This is a genomic window from Streptomyces sp. NPDC050161 (assembly GCF_044460025.1).
Classification (GTDB): domain Bacteria; phylum Actinomycetota; class Actinomycetes; order Streptomycetales; family Streptomycetaceae; genus Streptomyces.
Genome location: NZ_JBITJM010000021.1, coordinates 29,715 through 48,839, shown reverse-complemented (window position 1 = coordinate 48,839; position 19,125 = coordinate 29,715). Strand labels below are relative to the sequence as shown.

14 protein-coding genes, 1 pseudogene and 3 CRISPR repeat arrays are annotated in these 19,125 nt (G+C 70.5%); of the genes and pseudogenes, 7 read left to right on the top strand and 8 right to left on the bottom strand.

Annotated features, from left to right (window positions below):
- Positions 1 to 11 precede the first annotated feature (11 nt).
- Both ACIBK8_RS28255 and ACIBK8_RS28250 read left to right on the top strand, forming a co-directional pair.
- On the top strand, positions 12 to 209 hold the full coding sequence (locus ACIBK8_RS28255) for a hypothetical protein (RefSeq protein WP_399044680.1): 198 nt from the start codon (positions 12 to 14) through the stop codon (positions 207 to 209).
- Positions 196 to 390 carry a hypothetical protein gene (locus ACIBK8_RS28250; protein WP_399044678.1) on the top strand — a complete coding sequence of 65 codons (195 nt, stop codon included), beginning with the start codon at positions 196 to 198 and terminating at the stop codon, positions 388 to 390. Before ACIBK8_RS28255 ends, ACIBK8_RS28250 begins: the two co-directional genes overlap by 14 nt.
- Positions 391 to 439: 49 nt before the next feature.
- On the opposite strand, the gene ACIBK8_RS28245 is transcribed toward ACIBK8_RS28250, so the two are convergent.
- Positions 440 to 1,324, bottom strand: a complete 885-nt coding sequence (locus tag ACIBK8_RS28245) for a bacteriocin fulvocin C-related protein (protein ID WP_399044677.1) — start codon at positions 1,322 to 1,324, stop codon at positions 440 to 442.
- A gap of 423 nt (positions 1,325 to 1,747) precedes the next feature.
- Between ACIBK8_RS28245 and ACIBK8_RS28240 the strand changes: the two genes are divergently transcribed.
- A complete protein-coding gene (locus ACIBK8_RS28240; protein WP_399044675.1) occupies positions 1,748 to 1,894 on the top strand; it encodes a hypothetical protein in 147 nt (48 codons plus the stop codon).
- Positions 1,895 to 1,903: 9 nt separating this feature from the next.
- Positions 1,904 to 2,065: pseudogene (locus ACIBK8_RS28235) on the top strand (TetR/AcrR family transcriptional regulator); the annotation flags it as partial.
- Positions 2,066 to 2,139: 74 nt separating this feature from the next.
- Here the strand turns inward: ACIBK8_RS28235 and ACIBK8_RS28230 are convergent.
- Both ACIBK8_RS28230 and ACIBK8_RS28225 read right to left on the bottom strand, forming a co-directional pair.
- A complete protein-coding gene (locus ACIBK8_RS28230) occupies positions 2,140 to 3,426 on the bottom strand; it encodes a GDSL-type esterase/lipase family protein (RefSeq protein WP_399044674.1) in 1,287 nt (428 codons plus the stop codon).
- A gap of 134 nt (positions 3,427 to 3,560) precedes the next feature.
- Positions 3,561 to 5,351: a hypothetical protein gene (locus tag ACIBK8_RS28225; protein ID WP_399044672.1), complete on the bottom strand. Its 1,791-nt coding sequence runs from the start codon at positions 5,349 to 5,351 to the stop codon at positions 3,561 to 3,563.
- Between the two features lie 305 nt (positions 5,352 to 5,656).
- Between ACIBK8_RS28225 and ACIBK8_RS28220 the strand changes: the two genes are divergently transcribed.
- Entirely contained in the window at positions 5,657 to 8,116 is a 2,460-nt protein-coding gene (locus ACIBK8_RS28220; protein ID WP_399044671.1) for an alpha-L-fucosidase, read from the top strand.
- 67 nt (positions 8,117 to 8,183) lie between these two features.
- Complete coding sequence (locus ACIBK8_RS28215; RefSeq protein WP_399044670.1) at positions 8,184 to 10,478, top strand: glycosyl hydrolase family 95 catalytic domain-containing protein; 2,295 nt, start codon at positions 8,184 to 8,186, stop codon at positions 10,476 to 10,478.
- A 448-nt stretch (positions 10,479 to 10,926) separates the two neighbouring features.
- On the opposite strand, the gene ACIBK8_RS28210 is transcribed toward ACIBK8_RS28215, so the two are convergent.
- From ACIBK8_RS28210 to ACIBK8_RS28195, 4 genes are all read right to left on the bottom strand, one after another.
- Positions 10,927 to 11,478, bottom strand: coding sequence for a hypothetical protein (locus ACIBK8_RS28210; RefSeq protein WP_399044669.1), 552 nt, complete (start codon positions 11,476 to 11,478; stop codon positions 10,927 to 10,929).
- Between the two features lie 283 nt (positions 11,479 to 11,761).
- A complete protein-coding gene (locus ACIBK8_RS28205) occupies positions 11,762 to 12,130 on the bottom strand; it encodes a hypothetical protein (protein WP_399044820.1) in 369 nt (122 codons plus the stop codon).
- A gap of 5 nt (positions 12,131 to 12,135) precedes the next feature.
- Positions 12,136 to 12,393: a hypothetical protein gene (locus tag ACIBK8_RS28200; RefSeq protein WP_399044668.1), complete on the bottom strand. Its 258-nt coding sequence runs from the start codon at positions 12,391 to 12,393 to the stop codon at positions 12,136 to 12,138.
- Positions 12,394 to 12,476: 83 nt separating this feature from the next.
- Positions 12,477 to 13,064 carry a hypothetical protein gene (locus ACIBK8_RS28195; protein WP_399044667.1) on the bottom strand — a complete coding sequence of 196 codons (588 nt, stop codon included), beginning with the start codon at positions 13,062 to 13,064 and terminating at the stop codon, positions 12,477 to 12,479.
- A gap of 183 nt (positions 13,065 to 13,247) precedes the next feature.
- A CRISPR array of direct repeats spans positions 13,248 to 14,133; the repeat unit is 29 nt; unit sequence CTGCTCCCCGCGCCCGCGGGGATGGTCCC.
- Between the two features lie 150 nt (positions 14,134 to 14,283).
- Positions 14,284 to 14,696: direct repeats of the CRISPR family, unit length 24 nt; unit sequence CTGCTCCCCGCGCCCGCGGGGATG.
- A 90-nt stretch (positions 14,697 to 14,786) separates the two neighbouring features.
- Positions 14,787 to 15,547: a CRISPR direct-repeat array (repeat unit 29 nt; unit sequence CTGCTCCCCGCACGCGCGGGGATGGTCCC).
- Between the two features lie 93 nt (positions 15,548 to 15,640).
- Here ACIBK8_RS28195 and ACIBK8_RS28190 point away from each other — a divergent pair.
- Positions 15,641 to 16,150 (top strand): hypothetical protein, encoded by a 510-nt coding sequence (locus tag ACIBK8_RS28190; RefSeq protein WP_399044666.1) that lies wholly within the window; start codon positions 15,641 to 15,643, stop codon positions 16,148 to 16,150.
- A gap of 514 nt (positions 16,151 to 16,664) precedes the next feature.
- On the opposite strand, the gene ACIBK8_RS28185 is transcribed toward ACIBK8_RS28190, so the two are convergent.
- Positions 16,665 to 18,749, bottom strand: a complete 2,085-nt coding sequence (locus tag ACIBK8_RS28185; RefSeq protein WP_399044665.1) for a hypothetical protein — start codon at positions 18,747 to 18,749, stop codon at positions 16,665 to 16,667.
- Positions 18,750 to 19,125 lie beyond the last annotated feature (376 nt).

Genomic DNA, 19,125 nt, shown 5'->3' with positions numbered 1-19,125 from the left:
GGCGGGGCGGCGTGACGATCGAACCAGTGACCGAACTCGGAGCCGGAGACGCGCTCCGGCTGCCGCACGCTCGGGGCGTACCTCTGCCCGCCCCGCCCGCGTCGTACACCGCGGCGGTCGAGCGGTACCTCACCGGTGCGGGCATCGCGAAACCCTCCGCGCGGATCTACCGGATCTCGCGGACGACGTGGGGGGATGCTCGCCGGTGAACCGACGCCGACCGGGCCCGCCCGCCAGGGCGCGAAGCCGCCCCTCTTCCCCGTCGCCGCGATCGACGATCCGGCGCTGCCGGAGGTGCTGGCTGAGCTGGCGGCGGCGTGGGCCGACGAGATGGATGCCGACACCGTCAACCGGGAACTGTCCATCGCCCGCAAGGCGATCGCCTGGTAGGCGTTGAGTGCCCCCGGACCGGCACGTGGTCATCCGCGCGGGGGTGGCTTCAGGGGATGCAGAACCCGCTGCACGGTCCCAGCCACAGTGGACCGCAGCCGTGATCGGTCCAGTTGCAGTAATACGGTGAGTCGTAGCACACCGTGTCGCAGCTTCCGCTCCCCGCGCACTGGGAATTGCAGTCGAGAACCTGGACGTTCTGATCGCTCCGAGGCGCTGCGCTGTGCGTCTCGGCAGGGCCCAGCATCCTGAGAATCGCCCGCGCCCCGCTCTCGCCGAACGCCGCCACAGCCGCCGTCTCCAGCCCTTCGACGGCTGCTCCCTGCTGGCGCCCCGCGATGATCTGCGGTGCCAGCCGCGTCGCATCGTCCAGGACGGCGGACTGCTCGGCCGTCAGACCGGGATGTGTCTTCCGGTAGTTCGCGAAGTGCGCCACCCACAGATCACTCCGAGCCGAAGCGGACAGCGCGCGGTAAATGGCGCGCCGGTAGTCCGCGGGGTAGGAGGCGAACTCGGAGTAGCCGGAGGGCAGTCGGTCGAGGTTGGCCTTCACCCATCGCGACGCCTTACTGCCCTTGGCGCGGGTCACGGCCTGCGCGGGGGAGGCTGCCAGGCCGCCGGTGACCAGAAACGTTCCCAGGGCCAGCCCCGGCACGGCCTTGAGGATTCCCCGGCGGCTCGGGGACCGCAGCACATTGAGGTCGCGGAGCGCACGCACCACCCGCAGCGAGTCCGACGGCCCCAACAGCCGCGCCAGGCGGAGGGACAGCGCCGTTCCGGTCCAGGCCCGCACCTGGTCGCCGTCGACCGCCAACAGGGTCGGGGCCCACTCGGCCCCTTCCCCCAGGGCACGCGCGCGCAGGCCGCGAATACGGGGTTCTGTGAGGCCCGCGGTGGTCAACGTGCCGTCGACGGACACGCGAACCCGATCCACCACTTCTTCACAGAATCGGCAGTCGGCGTCGAATGCCAATATCCACTCGGTCACAACCTTCTCCCCACGTTTGTGTGACAACCCGTCCCATGGTGCCCGTCCGGTATGAGTCGGGTCGCAGCTTTTCGGATTTTGGCCGTATGAGGAGCGTGGACGTGAGTTGACGACGGCGGCGGAAGGCCGAAAAGGTCGTCTTCTACGACAGCCGGATTCCGGCTCATGGCGACGGACTGCTCGTGTACACCCGGCCGAGGCGGAAGAGCCGCGCCCCCGGCTGCTGGCCGGAGTGCTGTGCTCCGATCCCAGGGCGCTCACCACAACTCGCCGAACGGGTCCTGCCGCTCAGCGGGCTGCTGTAGTACGTCTCGCCGTACGCCCCAGCCGCGTCGCGCCCGCCGGCCCCGCACCGTTGGTACCGCAGCAGTGAGCGGGGCCTTCCGGGTGACGAAGGCGTTGGTCTTCGCGAGCGAGGCGGCCCGCGATCCGGGCCGGTTCGACGCCCTCAACGATCCGGCGTGGCTGCTGGCCCGGTTCACCGCCGCCCACGGCGAGCAGGCGGTCGCCGGATGACCGGCGGCCGAACTGTCACGGACCGCAACGGCGAGCCGGACGCTCGCGAGATTCGTGATCGACGCCTATTCGCCGGCCCGTGAGGCCGCCGATCCGGAAGCCGCGGTGGACGAGATTGTCCGGATGATCGAGGCAGCCTGGGAGGCCACCTGCCCTTCTCGACCTGCGTGAGGAACTGTTCCACCAGGCAGGACAGGGGCCGGTCGGCGACGAACGAGCTCACGCGGCAACCCGTTGCGCTCTGCTCAGCCTTGGGCGGCGAGCAGGCGGAGGTCAACGGTGTCGGCCATGGCCTGTAGACCGGCGTCCGTGGGGTGCACGCCGTCACCGGCGTCGTAGGCGGGCAGCAGGTGGTGCGGGTCGGCGGGGTCGCGCAACGTGTGGTCGAAGTCGATCACGCCGTCGCATGTGGGCGTGCTACGCAGCCAGGTGTTGACCTGTTCGCGGATCTTCTCGCCGAGGTCGCTGAGCTTGCCGTTGGGTGTGAGGGTGCCGCAGTGGAAGCGCAGGCCGGCGGCGTGTGCCCGGGCGGCGATGGCGGAGATCCCGGCGGTGAGTTGCGCGGCGGTCAACTGCTCGCCCGGGTGGGGGCCGTGCAGGCCGCCGAGGTCGTTGGTGCCCTCGAGGAAGATGACGGCGCGGGCGCCGGGCTGTTCCAGTGCGTCGCGGCCGAAGCGTGCCTCGGCGCTGTCGCCGAGGTTGATGCTGCCGGATGCGTTGTAGCCGCCCGGTGTGAGGATGCGGTTGCCGCCGATGCCGGCGTTGACGACGGTGGGGCGGTGGCCGGGCGGCAGCTTCACCAGGCGGCGGGCGAGGTCGTCCGTCCAGCGGCGGTTGGAGTCGTTGGCGGTGAGCCCGCCCTCGGTGAGGGAGTCTCCGAAGGCGACGACGGTGCCGTCGGCGTCGCGCGTGGCGAGGTCGACGCCCTGGAGGTAGAACCAGGAGGTGGTGGTCGTCGGGTAGGCGCCGGCCGTGTCGTCGGCGGTGTGGTCGCCCGCGGTGGAGACGTAGCTGGTCTGCTTGGCCCAACCGTGGTACGTGGTGGGGCCGTTCGGGCCGGGCAGGTGCAGACTGACGAGCACGTCGGTGTCGGGCTCGGTGGGCAGGCCGACGGGGTCGCTGACGGTGCGGGCGCCGGCCGGGACGGTGGTGGCGGGGCGGCCGCCGAAGGTGACGGTGTGCCGGGTTCCCGGGACGGCGGCCGCGCCGGCGCGGCGATTGGCGACGGTGGCGGCGTCGATGTCGAGCGGGGTGGTGCCGTACTCGTTGGAGAGCCGGATGCGCAGCGCGGTGCCGCCCGCACCCACGTGGACGACGAGGCGGAGGGTGCGGTCGGCGAAGCCGGTGGCGGAGGGGCCGGTGGTGCCGGGCGGCCCGACGGCCGCCGCCCAACCGCCGACCCAGTGCTGCCTCGGCGGCGGCGCCGGCACTCCGGTGGCGGGGCCGCCGCCGACGGCGAGCACGGTGAGAGGGGCTGCGCTCAGGAGGGCGGCCCAGGTGTGGGCGCGGAGGGCGGGCAGGCGACGGATCACGGGTACTCCCATGGAGGTCGGGGACGGGCCGGGCCCGGTCCGGCCGGGGTGTCCTCGCCCCGCGGCAGGACGGCGGCGGGCGGACAGCGGTGGCAGGCAGCGGCGGTAGTAGCCGGTGCTGCTGCCGGCAAGCCCTACACCCCGAGCAAGGCCCGGTAGCGGTCCACGGACGGCTTCATACCGTGGTTCGGGTCGGCGTCGTAGAGCCCGTCGGCGTTCTTGGCTCCGAAGCCCAGCGGCTGGTAGAGGGTGGCGCAGACGGGGTCGCGGGCGAGGTCGTGCCAGCGTGCCCAGGCGGCGTCGTAGGCGTGCAGGTGGCGGGCCATGGCGCGGGTGTCGTAGGCGCCGGTGGTGTCGCCCACGAAGCCGCGGAGCATGACCTGCCATCCGTGGTGGATGACGTCGTACAGGCACCGGCCGTAGCGGGTGGAGACGCGGAGGTAGGCGCGGTCGTCCGGGTCGCTCAGGGGAATCGTGTCGGCGAGGTGGGTGATCTGGGCCCAGGCGTGGGCGGCGCGCGCCTTCTCCTCCAGGACCGGCTCGACGAGCCCGGCGGCATGGATCCGTACGAAATCGGCCGTGAGGTCCTTGTCGGAGCCGCCGAGGAACTGATCACGGGTCCAGGTGAGACGGGAGAGGGGGAACACGCTGCTGTAGTGGCCGCGCAGGGTGGCCGCGGCGGAGAGCAGGGCGAGGCGACGGAAACGGTCGACGGCGGCGCCGTGCAGGCCGACGCGGGCGGCGTACTCGGCGAAGACGTCGGCCTCCGTGCGGCCGGTGTCGCGGGTCCAGCGGGCCGCGACCCAGGTGTTGAGGTCGCACCACAGCTCGTTGTCGAGGTAGGGGCCGCGCCAGCCGCCCCCGCGGGACCAGGTCCAGACTCCCGAGACGATCGGGTTGGCGGCGACGTGGGCGAGGCCGGTGGGGCCCGGGGCGGCGCGGAACTCCTCGAAGCCGTTGATGACACCGTCGAGCACATAGTCAGGGCACGCGCCCTTGCCCTCGTACTCGCGCTGGCACTGGACCTCGACGATCTGACGGTGGCGGCCGACGCCGATGGTGGGGTTGAAGGGGACCGTGCGCCAGAAGTCACGTGAGGTGTGTTTGATGGAGAACAGCAGATTGTCGTGGACCGGCACCTGGTCGGTGACGCTGCGGTAGTAGTCGGGGTCGGCGGTGAGTCTGTCGTCGCCGGTGGACCAGGTGCGGTAGAACACGCGCTTGCCGGCGCGTTCGCAGACCTCGTCGCGCAGGATGCCCAGCAGCGTCAAGTGGCTGTCGGCACCGTGCAGTACGGGATTGTTGCCGGTGTGGTGCGGGACGTTCTGCAGGTAGGTCTCGCCCGTGCGGACGACGAGTCCGTCCAGCCCGGGGAAACGGGCGAAGACCTCCTTGAGCATCAGGCGGTGGACCTGCTGGGTGAACGGTCTGGCGAGGTCAATGCGGCCCGAGCCGTCGAGGATCCGGTCGCCGTACAGCTCCACGAGGTGCTTGGGCAGCATGATGATGTCGGTGAAGTAGTACGCGGCGAGGCCGGCGGCGTGGGCGCGGGAGATGCGTGCGTCGATATGGCGGGCGGTGGCCTCGACCCAGGCGCGGCCGTCGGAACCGGGTGGGAAGATCCGCGGGTCGACGGAGTCGAAGGTGACGGCGGTGTGCGGCGGACGGAACTCGTTGACGACCTGCCCGTCGTAGCCGTAGCCGGCCAGCAGGCGGGGGTCGTCGAAGCGGCTCTTGACAGGTGGCTCGCCCGGGTTGCTCTGCGCCATGTCGAGCAGGAACGGCAGTCGGCGCCCGCCGGCCGCGGAGGCGCTCACGGAGGTGGTCGCGGCGGCAGGTCGGGCGATCGCGAGTCCGGTCAGGGCAGCTGCCCCGCTGCGTAAGATCATCCGTCGGTCGGCGTGCAGGTGCCCGTCGTCGTCCATGGGGACTCCCTTGAGTCATCCGATGACCGGTGGCTAGATATCGGTGTAATGCATGGCTCACGCTTCCAGCAAGAGGGGTGCACCTGCCAACCTCTGCTGCTCGTATGGCCGTTGAGTCCGAATGGGCGTCATGAGCAGGGGCGATAGATCCGATGACTGGGGCTCGCATGCCCACCGCCACGCTGCTCGCACGCACCGCCCATGAAAGCTCGGAGGTATGAGAGGCCACGGTCCTTGATGTGCCGGAAATAGACGCGGTTGCAGAGTATTGACAGGTCCTCAACACGCTTCAATCATCGGATGGCATGACCGAGCATCCTGAACTTTCTCAGCGTTGCGGGACTTTTGGGACCTCTGGGACCTCTATCGCCTCTGCGGCCGGGCTCCCCAGACGTCAGGCACTCGGATTCATCGGAGCAACGGCAGGGGCGGCCGTAGGAGCCACTCTCATCCCGGGGTCCGCGGCTCACGCCGCCCCCGCGTCCGCGTCCGCCCTTCCGGAACGGAGCGAGCCCGAAGGAGAAGCCGGCCACTGGGGCACCGCACCCGCGCCCGTCCCCGTCTCCCTGGAGCGGTGGTTCGACAACGACGGCATCGACACCGCCGCCGCGGGTGGCGGGAACTTCGACGGGGCCGGGCACACCTTCCCCGGTGAGGAGCTTCCCGCCGGACGCCTCACGGTCGACGGCGTCCCCTATGACTTCCCGTCCTCCGCGGACGGCGCCAAGAACAACGTCGTCGCCCTCGGCCAGCGCGTGGACCTGCCCAAGGGCCGCTATCTCTCGGCGTTCTTCCTCGCCGCGGGCAGCTACGGCTCCGCCGTGGGCAAGGCCACCGTGCACTACGCCGACGGATCCACCACGACCGCGGACCTCGGCGGGCCCGACTGGTGCGCGGGCGCCACCGGCCTCACGGCCGCCTACCGCTACCAGCCGGACGGCACGAAGGACCAGCACCCCGTAGGCATCGGCGTGGCCGAGCTGTGGCTCGACCGGCGCCGCGAGGCCGTGGCGATCACCCTGCCGACCACCAGCAGGCCCGAGCCGGACAAGACCTCGCTGCACCTCTTCGCGCTCACCCTCCAACCCGTGGCACAGGGCCGGGCGTTGACGCTGCGCGACGCCCGCTCCACCGTCTCGCTCCTGGAGTCGAACGGCGCCCAGAGCGTCGAGGCGACGGTGGTCAACGCGGGCACGGTCACCCTGCTGTCAGCCGACGCGGTATCCATCGCCGTCGACGTCCCCGGCGCCCGTACCGTGAGCGCCACCCCCGTCACCCGCCTCGACCCCGGCGAGCAGGCCAGGGTCCGGATCGGCATCCGCAATCGCGTCGGGGTTCCGCCCGGCACGCAGCAGAAGGGCCGGATCGTCGCCAAGGGGGGTGGCCGGACGGTGGCCGACACCTGCCGAAGCCTGACGCTCGGGGTGCCCGACTACCGGCCGACCGCGGACTCGCTGGCGACGCATCAGGCGCCCCACTGGTTCCACGGCGCAAAGTTCGGCATCTTCATCCACTGGGGCGTCTACTCGGTGCCCGCCTGGGCGCCCGTCGGCAAGCAGTACGCCGAGTGGTACTGGCGCCACATGCAGGACAGGGACAACCCCACCCACGCCCACCACCGCGACACCTACGGCGAGGACTTCGCGTACGACGACTTCATCCCGATGTTCACGGCGAAGAGGTTCGACCCGCGCGCATGGGTGGAACTGTTCCGCGACGCGGGTGCCCGCTACCACGTCCTGACGTCCAAACACCACGAGGGCTTCGCCCTCTGGGACACCAAGGTCTCCGACCGCAACTCCGTGAAGACGGGCCCGAAGCGGGACCTGGTCAAGGAGCTGTTCGACGCGTCGCGCCGCTACACGCCCGAACTGCACCGCGCCCTGTACTTCTCGATGCCCGAGTGGTTCAACCCGGACATGCCGTGGAAGGGCGAGCTCTACCCGCCGCGCAATCCCTACACCCTGGAGCCCGTGCCGTACACCGGATACACCTCCGGCAAGGACTTCGTGAAGGACTACCAGGCCAAGCAGATGCTGGAGCTGATCCAGGGCGGCTACGACCCCGAGCTGCTGTGGTGCGACATCGGCGGCCCGAACGACAGCCTGAACGTCCTGTCCGAGTACTTCAACCACGGCAAGAACCGGCCGAAGCCGCGCGAGGTCGCCGTCAACAACCGCGCGGGCATCCCGTTCCACGACTTCACGACACCCGAGTACACGACATACGAGAACACGGTCGTCGCCAAGTGGGAGTCCAGCCGCGGCCTCGACCCCCACAGCTACGGCTACAACACGCAGACCCCCGACGACCAGTACATGACCACCGAAGAGGTCGTGCACCATCTCGTCGACATCGTCTCCAAGAACGGCAACTTCCTCCTGGACATCGGACCGCGGGCGGACGGCACCATTCCCGAGATCATGCAGACCCGGCTGCGCGAGACCGGCCGGTGGCTCAAGGTCAACGGCGAGGCGATCCACGAGACGACCTACTGGTCCCGCATGGCACAGCTCGGCGAAGACCTGCGCTTCACCGTCCGGCCGAACGACGCCTTCTACATCCACTCCCTGGCCGAGCCCGGCGCCCAGCTCACCGTCGAGGCACCGGTACCGATACGGGCCGGGGACAAGGTGACGATGCTGGGGTACCGGCGCCCGCTGACCTGGCGCACCTCCGGGGACGCGCTGGTGATCGACGTCCCCAAGGCGGCACGCAAGGCGGGCGAGCACGTGTGGGTGTTCAAGGTGGCGTGGACCCGCTGAGCAGCGGTGCAGTGTCCGGTAACCGCCGCCTGCCATGTCAGTCCTCGACCGTGACGAAAGGGCCCGCATGCCCCGCCTCGACCGCCGTCACTTCATCGCCGCGACAGTGGCGACAACAGCCACGTGGACGGTTGCCTCCCCCGCGGCATGGGCCGCTCCAGCGGCCCGGTCGCGCACCCCGGACCCGTACGAGTCGACGGCCCGCGCCGCGGCGATGAACTGGCGTCGCCTGCCCACCGGTTGGCAGGACGCACCGTTCCTCGCCAACGGCCGACTCGGCGCCCAGCTCTACAAGGGCGGCACCGCCAACACCCTCAAACTGATGCTCAGCCACACCGAGGTCCAGGACCATCGCGGCCAGTGGCGCAGCGGCATCGGCTACTCCCGCCTGCCCATCGGCTACTTCACCCTCACGCTCGCCGGTGACATCACGGCCGTCGACTGGACCCTCGACCCGTACGACGCCGAACTCCGCGGCACGGTCACCACCACCCGGGGCAGCCTGCACCTCAGCGCCCTCGTCCACAACGACACGAGCACCCTCCTCGTCTCGACCCGGCCCAGCCAGGCCGAGGAGGCCGCGGCCTGGACGTTCCAGTGGCTGCCGGCCGCCACCACCCGCACCTCCGGCAAGCCGCCCGAGTACACCCCGAACCCTGACCCGAAGGTCACCACCGGCCAGGTCCAGCAGCCTCTCCTCGCGGGCGGCGGCTGGACGACCGCCTGGCGCGAACGGCGCGCGGGCACCAGCAGGTTGCTGGCCGCGCACGTCGCCTACGCCGCGTCCGGCGACGTGGCGAAGACCACGGACGCCGCACGCGCCCAGGTCGACCGCGCCCTGACCACCGACCCGGACGACCAGGTCGCCGGCCACCGCCGTTGGTGGCACGGCTTCCACCACCGCAGCTTCTTCTCGGTCCCCGACAAGCGTCTGCAGACCTTCTACGTCAACCAGCTCTACAAACTCGCCGCGGCCACGCGTGCGGGCGGCCCGACGGTCTCCGAATGGGGCCCGTGGTTCCCTGAGACCGGCAACAACTGGACCGCCGTGTGGTGGAACCTGAACGTCCAGATCGGCACGGCCCCGATCCACGGCTCGAACCATCCCGAACTCGACTCGGTGACCAGCACATTCGCCAAGTACGAGAAGAACCTGCCCACATCGGTCCCGGCGGCGTACCGCGACGGCGAGAGCTACGCCCTCGGCCACCCCTCTGACTGGCAGCTCAGAGCGGGTGACACGTACGACGTGGGCGCCCCCGGCAGCAACCATGTCTCCGACAACTTCGGCAATCTGACCTGGGCCATGCACAACGTCTGGCAGGCGTACACCCACAGCCTCGACACGTCCATACTCCGCGACACGCTCTTCCCGATCCTCACGAACGCGATCAACTTCTACGCCCATTTCCTCCACGAGGGCCCGGACGGAAAGCTCCACCTGCCGCAGACCCGCTCCCCCGAGTACGCGAACGCCGCCGACTGCACCTACGACCTGTCCCTGATCCGCTGGGGCACCCGCACGCTCCTACAGACGGCCCGCATCCTGCGCACGAACCACCCCAAGGAGCCGCTCTGGCGGGACATCGCGGCCCGGCTGACCCCGTACGCCGAGGACCCCAAGGCCGGCGTCATGATCGGCAAGGACGTCCCGCTTGCCGACTCGCACCGTCACCACTCGCATCTGCTGTGGCTGTACCCGCTGCGCGAACGCGTCTGGGACCGCGCCGCCGACCGCGACGTCATGGCGCGCAGCATGGCGCACTGGGTCTCGATGCAGCAGCTGTGGCACGGCTACAGCTACGCCACGGCCTCGTCCATGTACGCGGTCATGAACGAGCCGGAGAAGGCTCTGGACTTCCTGACCTTCTTCACGGACCTGAAGGTCGTCGCGGACTGCGCGATGACCGCGAACACCATGTACCGCGAGGGCAAGAACTTCGCTCTGGAGAGCCCGCTGGCAGCGGCCCGGTCGATGCTGGACATGGCGGTGCAGAGCCACGACGGAGTGCTCAAGGTCTTCCCGTCCGTGTCGAAGCGCTGGCCGGACGCGTCGTTCGCATCCCTGCGCGCCCAGGGCGCGTTCCTCGTGGACGCAGACCGCGCGGGCGGTGTGACGCGCTGGATCCGCGTGCACAGCGAGGCCGGGGCGCCGCTGACGCTGGAGCACGGTCTGCGCGGCGAGCTGTCGGTACGCGACGACCGGGGCCGCCCGCTGTCCTGGCGGGAGACCGCCCCCGGCCGCATCACGATCCGGCTCCCGCGCGGGGCCACAGCAGTGATCGCACCGAAGGGTTCATCGGCTTCCGGCCCTCGAGACGTTCCGTCCCTGGGCAACCGACCAGGGTGGGGTCTTCCCTAAAGGGGGGTCTTCCCTAAAGGGGGGTCTTCCCTAAAGGGGGGTCTTCCCTAAAGGGGCGCGGCCCGGGAGGTGGGGAGGGCTCAGCCGGGTTGGAAGAACGCGAGCAATTTCTGGGCGGCGTCCGGGGACATCAGCAACTCCTGCATGTCCGCGGACATCCGGGGCTGCGGTATCGATGGCGGGCTGGATGGCTTTCTGGCTGTCGCCGGTGCGCTGGAGCCGGTCGGCGTCAATGAGGCCGACGGCGGCCGACCGGGCCGAACACCTCGCGCTGGTCACGCAGCACGGCCAGATCCCTGACCGCCTCCGACCTGACCTGACCTGCACTTCGCTTCCGCCCGTCAAGGTTCAGGCAGTGCGCTGGAAGGCAGTGGGTATGGCCGCGCAGCCGAGGTGTTGGCGGCCGCGGTGACCCGGGCCAGGTCGCCGCCGGACACCTCGGCGGCGCTCATGCCTGCCCCCAGGTGGTGTAGCCGAGGTCCAGGTGCCCGAGCCGGGACAGGCGCTGCACCTGCGCGACGAACGCTCGGGTGAACAGCCGTTGGGCCGACGTCTGGCCGTACCGCTCGATGTGGTCGTGGACGACCTGGTGGTCGGCAGCGACGCGGTTGCGCCAGTCCAGGACCTGCTCGCGTGCCAGATCCTCGAGGACCAACTCCTCATCAGCCCCCGGCGCCGGAACGAGGACGGCCGGGCTCGGTGCGGGCAACACGACCCGGGCGACCGGCACGGCTGGGACGTCAGCGTCAGCCTGCGCGGCTTCGGCGCGGGCCGGGGCAGCGGCCCGGCAGGCCCGGATCCGCTCCCACTCACGCTCGCGGGCCGATGCCCTGGCCGTCACCATCTCGTGCAGCTGCCGGTCGGCGGCCGCACGGCGCTCGGCCTCGGAGGTCCCAGGCATCGCGGCGTCGACGGCGGCCACGATCACGCGACGCTGGGCACAGCGGTCGGCCTGCCGATCCTCGCAGCGCGGGCAGTCCCGGCCGGAGCCGAGCAGCATTGCGATTCCCGACCGCCCCGGAGGGCGATCGCCAGACCGTGGATGAGGGGATGAGCGATGACGAGGGACCATCCCCGCGGGCAGGGATGGTCCCCTGACCGAGGGCAGGATCCTCGACCTCGAGCTCTGCTCCCCGCACACGCGGGGATGGTCCCTATCTGTCCGCCCTCGGACGCCACCTGGACCCGCCGCACTTCACCCCCGACGCCCTGCTCCGTCGCCCGTCGGCACTTCACCGCGCTCCGGAACCCCGCCCCCGCGCCGGTTCCGCGGCCCAGGCGGGTCAGGAACTCAGGTCCAGAACGCGGACCGGCTCGCCCTCCCATCGGTGCGGGGCGGTGGTGGCGACGATTGCCCCGCCCGGACGCTCGGGGGTGGGCTGCGCTGCGTACTGGCTGTGGGCCGCGGCCCACGACTCCTGCCGGGCCACGGCCAGTGCGGCAGGCAGGTCCAGGTCGAGGACGGTGACGCCCGGCAGTGCCGCCAGGTGCTCGGCCGTCCCGGGCCGCGCCCGGTCGGCTTCGACGAGCGCACACGAGGGCGCGTAGAGGAACCAGCCGGCCTCGGCGTGGGCCCGGTGGATAAGACGGGAGGCCAGGACATTGCCCTGGCCTGCTGCGGCCATGGCCATCTCGTCCAACACGATGTGCATCTCGCTCACCGGGCGACCGCCTGGGCCAGGCGCCGGTCCAGCTCACCGTCGAGATCCTGCTGCTCGGCCGTTGTCGGCGCGTAGCCGTTCCACTTCTTCAGCGCGGCACGGGCCTGCTCGGCCTGCTCGGCACGCTCGGCCGGCGTCTTCATCGTCTCGGCCAGACGGGCCAGATACGCGCGCAGCGACAGGCCTTCGGCGGCGGCGATCGCGGCGAGGCGGTCCTTGGCCTCCTCGGGGATACGGACATTGGCATCAGACATCAACGTGCTCCTTCCCATGACTCAAGAGTACGGGTACGTACCCGTACCCGCATTCTTCCGTGCGGGAGGCAGTCATCTCGTCGTCAGCTGCCCGGCTCCACCCCCGCCGGTAGCGGCCCGCGCCGCTGCGAGACCCGGACGCTCCCGGGCTCGACGAGGCGTCGACGAAGACTGACCCCAGGCGACCCACCGGACCGTAGCCGCCCCAGCGGGCGGCGGTATCGGGCCATCGGCGCGGCCGGGACGTCGTCCTCGGGCTGCGCGGCCGCGGCGTCGACATGGGCCCGAGCTGCGGCGGGCTTCCTCCCCGGTACAGATCCCACTCGCGCGCCTTCGCGCACGCCATGGCTCTCACCACCTGGTGCAGCTGCTGCTCGGTGGCCACCCGCCGACGCCGTGCAGCCCAGCAGCCGGGCCACCGCCGCCGCCCGGCCGCGCTTGGTGCCCACCGCTCCGCCGCACTGCCGCACCCGCCCGGACTCCCGCGCCTCCAGCACCAGCAACAGCAGCGCCAGCCGGTCCGTCGCCGCGCCCCGATCGGTACGCGTACCGAGCAGCCCGGCCGGGGTGACCCGCCCGTCCCGGCGCGTCCAGCCCGGCGCCATCACGGCCTCCAGCAGCCGCAACAGCGTCGCGAACTCCTGCTTCGCCAGATTCAGCGGGTGCCCCACTACATCCTGCGCCGCAATCCCGTCCTCTCCAGGAGCTGGACCCTGTCGATGGGGCCAGCGGTCGCACCGCTGCTCCTCGCGTTCACCGGAGACCACGCCATGACCCTTATAACCCTTATGCCGGAGTCAGTGAAACTACTCGGGAACGGCGCATCGCCGGGATAGAGTCGCAGGCCAGAGAGTCTGCTCCCCGCGCCCGCGGGGATGGTCCCAAGGGGCGGGAGGGGGAATCGGGAAAGAGTGTCTGCTCCCCGCGCCCGCGGGGATGGTCCCAAGGGGCGGGAGGGGGAATCGGGAAAGAGTGTCTGCTCCCCGCGCCCGCGGGGATGGTCCCGTCACCCTACCCACTTTCTCAGCCGGGATAAGCTGCTCCCCGCGCCCGCGGGGATGGTCCCAGGCCCGCCGAGCATCTGAGCCGCTTCGCGACCTGCTCCCCGCGCCCGCGGGGATGGTCCCTGGCGGGAGCCCACCAACCTGTACGTCGCCGTCTGCTCCCCGCGCCCGCGGGGATGGTCCCCCCGCCCCCCCCCGGAGGGGATACCCGGGCCATGCCTGCTCCCCGCGCCCGCGGGGATGGTCCCGCGCTCGCTGGACCAATTGGTCCCGGATCCTCCTGCTCCCCGCGCCCGCGGGGATGGTCCCGCGGGCGTGGCGTTGCTCATGGCTTCTCCTGTCTGCTCCCCGCGCCCGCGGGGATGGTCCCTCCTCGGCGCCGGGGGTGTGGCACTGCGGGCACTGCTCCCCGCGCCCGCGGGGATGGCCCCTGCTGCGGGTACGTGCTGTCCGGCCACCGCGGCTGCTCCCCGCGCCTGCGGGGATGGTCCCGCGACGCGGTCACGGCGGCCGGGACAGGTAGCCTGCTCCCCGCGCCCGCGGGGATGGTCCCCAGGTCTACACCCACGGCTCGACGGAGCCGGTCTGCTCCCCGCGCCCGCGGGGATGGTCCCCGGTTCTGGACCGCCCTCATGGCCGTCACGGCCTGCTCCCCGCGCCCGCGGGGATGGTCCCTCGCCGTCCGGGATGTGCCAGAGCGTCTCGTCCTGCTCCCCGTGCCCGCGGGGGTGACTCGTATCCCGTCCCCTCGATGGGGCCAGCGGTCGCACCGCTGCTTCTCGCGTTCACCGGAGGCCACGCCATGACCCTTATAACCCTTATGCCGGAGTCAGTGAAACTACTCGGGAACGGCGCATCGTCGGGATAGAGTCGCAGGTCAGAGAGTCTGCTCCCCGCGCCCGCGGGGCTGGTCCCCTCGGGAGTCGAATCCTGCACAGGGGTGTTCTCTGCTCCCCGCGCCCGCGGGGATGGTCCCATGCACGAATGGGACGCGGAGGACATCCAGCACTGCTCCCCGCGCCCGCGGGGATGATCCCCCTCTCACCCCCAGAGCCCCCGATGCACCCCTCTGCTCCCCGCGCCCGCGGGGATGATCCCTGGACGGGCGTGGGCCAGCACCTCATCGCGCCCTGCTCCCCGCGCCCGCGGGGATGGTCCCGACGAGGGATGCCTCGAGGCCGACATGTGGTCGCTGCTCCCCGCGCTCGCGGGGATGACTCGAATCCCGTCCTCTCCAGGAACTGGCCCCTGTCGATGGGGCCAGCGGTCGCACCGCTGCTCCTCGCGTTCACCGGAGACCACGCCATGACCCTTATAACCCTTATGCCGGAGTCAGTGAAACTACTCGGGAACGGCGCATCGCCGGGATAGAGTCGCAGGCCAGAGAGTCTGCTCCCCGCACGCGCGGGGATGGTCCCTCCGCCCGGTGCATTTAACGTATACGCCAAAGCTGCTCCCCGCACGCGCGGGGATGGTCCCACCGACAGGGAGACGCACCATGAGCGAACAGCCTGCTCCCCGCACGCGCGGGGATGGTCCCTTGTCGAGCGTCTGACCGATAGCGGCGCTGGACTGCTCCCCGCACGCGCGGGGATGGTCCCACAACAGGCCCCGCCGAGACGGCAGGGCCTGACTGCTCCCCGCACGCGCGGGGATGGTCCCTCCCCGCGGCTCGGCGCGTTCGGCCGCGGTCCCTGCTCCCCGCACGCGCGGGGATGGTCCCCGCCAACTGGTGTTCAGGCTGACGCTGGTGCACTGCTCCCCGCACGCGCGGGGATGGTCCCAGATCGTGGGCATCGGATCCCACGTCGGCTCGCTGCTCCCCGCACGCGCGGGGATGGTCCCGACCGCCGCCCCAGCCGAATCAAGACCAACGGCTGCTCCCCGCGCCCGCGGGGATGGTCCCGCGCTTGCCTTGTTCACGTCCTGAAGCCGGAACTGCTCCCCGCACGCGCGGGGATGGTCCCGCCGGAGTGTCCGCCTCATGAACCTCACACGGCTGCTCCCCGCACGCGCGGGGATGGTCCCCGTGCTGCACGACGAGGACGGGATCACCCTGGCTGCTCCCCGCACGCGCGGGGATGGTCCCACCGCACCGCGCACCCAGACACCGAGGTCGGCCTGCTCCCCGCACGCGCGGGGATGGTCCCGCCACCCAACCCACCGCCGACCCGAACCTCGCCGAACTCCACCAGGCCGGCCTGCGCCCCGGCGCCACCGCCCGGCAGTTCGCCGTCGCCCTCGTGCACCCGCTCACCGCACGCGGCATCCACGCCACCACCACCGGCCTCGCCGCAGGCCTGCGCCACTCCCCCGCCGCGGGCCGCCTGGCCGCCGCCGCGGCCGTGCCCGCCGCCGCCTACCTGACCAGCGGCTGGACCGGCCTGATCTGCGGCGTCCTCCTCCCGCGCCTGCTGCTCCACCCGCAGCTCGCCTGGATGAGCCTGCTCGCCGAACACACCTGGTACGACCCCGACACCCGCGCTGGAACCCCCGCCTGGGTCGAAGCCGGCCGCTGCCTGCGCCTCTACCCCCGCAACCGCGCCCTGGCCCACCTCGCCGCCACCACCTGGCTCCCCTACGGCGACCTGCACCACTACGCACACTCCGCCCACCCCAGCATCCGCTGGAACTACCTCCCCACCCTCGAACGCCACCTGGACCCACCGCACTTCACCCCCGACGCCCTGCTCCTGGGCCCCCGCTCCGTCGCCCGCCGGCACCTCACCGCACTCCAAGCCCCCGCCGTCTGACCACCCAACGAAAGCTGCCCGGACCTCAATCAGGTCCGGGCAGCTTTCGTATCCGCGTCTGGATCACCCTCAGTGGTCAGCTGCAGCATGCTGCTGCCGGGGATGGGCCCATCCCGCAGCGCGGATCTTGTTTCCGGGTGGGGTCAAGGCTGCTCGCATCCACTCCTCCGCTCGCGCGACGGGCTGCGGCTCACGACGAACGGCGACAGCCAGGGCCCATCGCCAAAGGGCAGCTTCGGTCGGGCGCGTTCGGCGGTGTCCCCGAAGGCGGGCCGTCAGCGACTGGGTCGTACGACCGCAGTATCGGGGCCGGTAGGCCGCGTCGAGCATAAGGTACAGGACAGGGCCAAGCGGCAGCCCTGCAGTGGGATCCGCAGGACTGACCGGCCAGGCCACGACCGGGTCCGCTGTGGCGCTCGAGTCCACGAGGGCCTTCTGAATTGGGGTGGCGGCGAGGATGAGATGCCATCGTTGGACGATCAATTGATCTGTGGTGAGCGTGTGAGGCGGCATCTCACGCCTCCCGACGGTCTGCATCGCTAAGCCGTGTCGGCTCGGTCTCGGCCGGGGGACGCACGTCGAGCAATGCGTACTCAAGGTCGCGCAGGTTTTTGTGGACTTGCGTCCAATCCGCCGGGCCACCCATCGGATGCTCCGTCAGCGGGGAGGGAAAGTCGGCGACTTCTGCTGCGAGACGGTCGACGACAGCACGGGCCTCGCCGATGGTGTGGAGGAGGTTGATGCGGCTCTTCTCGTTCCGTTCCTCCCGCGTGATCTTCTGCTCTGCCTCCCGCTTCACCTGTTCCTGGCGGCGCTTCTTCTGCTCGTCGGCGGCACGTTCGGGGTTGGCCTGGGTGAACAGGTGCTTCTCGACGAGGATCTCGTGTGTGGCGCCGTCCGGGATTGGCTCGCCGGCCTCATCGACATGGGCGTAGGTGTAGTGGACTTGAACGGTCTTGCCTTCGCCGGTGCCGCCAGCCTTGTTGGGGTCGAAGGCCTCCACCACAGTCTTGGCCTGCCAGCGGCCCCGGGCGGTTGAGGTCCACGGGGCGAGGACAACGGGCGGGGTTGCCCGGTACGGCACACGGCCATCGTCGACCTTGCTGCCGGTGTCGCGCGTTAGCACGGCGTCTGCCATCAGGGCAGTGCCAGAGAGCACCGTGAGGGTGTGCCGCGCGTTGGTGTCGCCGTCATCGGCGAACTTGCGCAGCCGCTCGGCGCTGGCCGGTACCGGTTCCCACTCGCCGAAGACGCCCGGGTACAGGACGCCTCCGTTACGCCAGGCTCGGCGGGCCACATCGGTGGTGGCTGGCTTGGCAGCCCGCCAGGGCATGTCGATGAGTACACCGAGGAACCCGGCGTAGCGGTCATCTCGGACCTGCCCGAAGCCGCGATCACTGCGGATGAACCGCTTGGCCTCGTCGAAGATTTTGTACCGCGTCAGCGTGTGGACGATCAGCACCGCGCGCCACAGAGGGTGGATGCGGCCGTTGTGACCGTACATCGCGTCGCTCTCCCGACCGGGCACGAGGGAGGAAATCTGCTCGGCCGTCAGTTCCTCGTCGGCGACCAGCGCAGCGAACGCCGGGGGGACCAACTGCCGATGCAGGAGATGGTTGACCATTCGGCGGGCAGTCATGGCGTCCTGGGCTGCGTCGCTCCAGCGGTTAACGCTGATGTGCCGGGAGCTCTGTGCCGTGGCGACGGCAGCTGCAAGCACGTCATCGGTCTTGTCCTCGCCGAGGACGGCACCCACGATCAGTCGCACCGGTACGGCGCGGGTCTGGAGCTGGCGCAGGGTGGCCATAGTCAGGCCGTCGCGTGCCAAAGCAGCGTTGTGGCGCTCGGCATCGCGGTTGTACGCGCGGCGGCGCATAGTTCGGGATGCGCAGAAGTTGTCGCCGAAGGTACTGGCGACAGTGCGGGCTTGCTCTGCGGGAGTCGCGTCCGGCTTGTAGTGGCGGGCTGCGGCCGCGCTGACGTCGCGCGAGGTGCCGTCGATAAGAGCGGCGGTCAGCGTCGCCGGGCTGCCGTCGGCGTAGTGGGCTTCGGTGAGCACTGCCTCGACCGGGGTCATGACCCCGTTGCTGAGGATGGAGTCGCTGTAGTCGGCACCCTCCTGGCGCAGCGTCTCGCGTGCTACATCCTCGACAACTTGACGCGCATGGGCGGGGCTCTCGAACTCGACCTTCAGCTGCGCCAGCAGCTCACCGGCATTGTTGCGGACACCGGTGGGAGCTGGCGCCAGGGGGGCCTTGACCTGCCCGGACAGCCGCGGGTTACCAAGGGCCGTGGAGAAGCACTCGGCATCGAACAGCCCTTCAAGTACGAGAAGTTGGGCAACTCCTGCGTAGAAGGAGTTCAGGCCGTCGACATTGTTCTTGTGGGTGGCCAAAACGGTCAGACGCGGGATGTCGAGGAAGCCGCCGACCGCCACCTCGATGGCCTCGTCCGACAGGTTGATCCGAGAGTTGTTGCGCATGGCCCGGCGGAGCTGGCCGAGTTCCTTGGCCTCCGCAATCGGAAGTGGACCGGGGACACGGTCAATCTGGACGAGATCGCCGTTCTCGTCCGTCAGTTGTACAGATGTGGGACTCACTGATGAGACCTCGCTCGTCAGGTGCCCCGCCGCCGTGCGCGCGGGACGTTGGAGACTGCACGTGCCATTCCGGGGACGACGAGGTCATTAAGAGACGGGGCCGGATTCCAACCGGCTGTCTCAGGACCCCCTGCAGATCTGCTGCCGGCACACCAACCTGTTGCGGTGTGCCCCGCCCGTTCCTGATCACGCACGCTGCTCAGGAGGCAGCGTAGTCGTACCCGACGACAGGCAAGGGTGAGTTGACGAAAGTTCCACTGGAACTCGGTCTGATGCACGCCGAGGACGAGGTCTGGCAGCCCCAAGGATGCTCAACATGCCCCCATGTCTTGGCCACCGACCAGGCCCGCGGCGTCCCGCCGACCGTGGCAGCCGG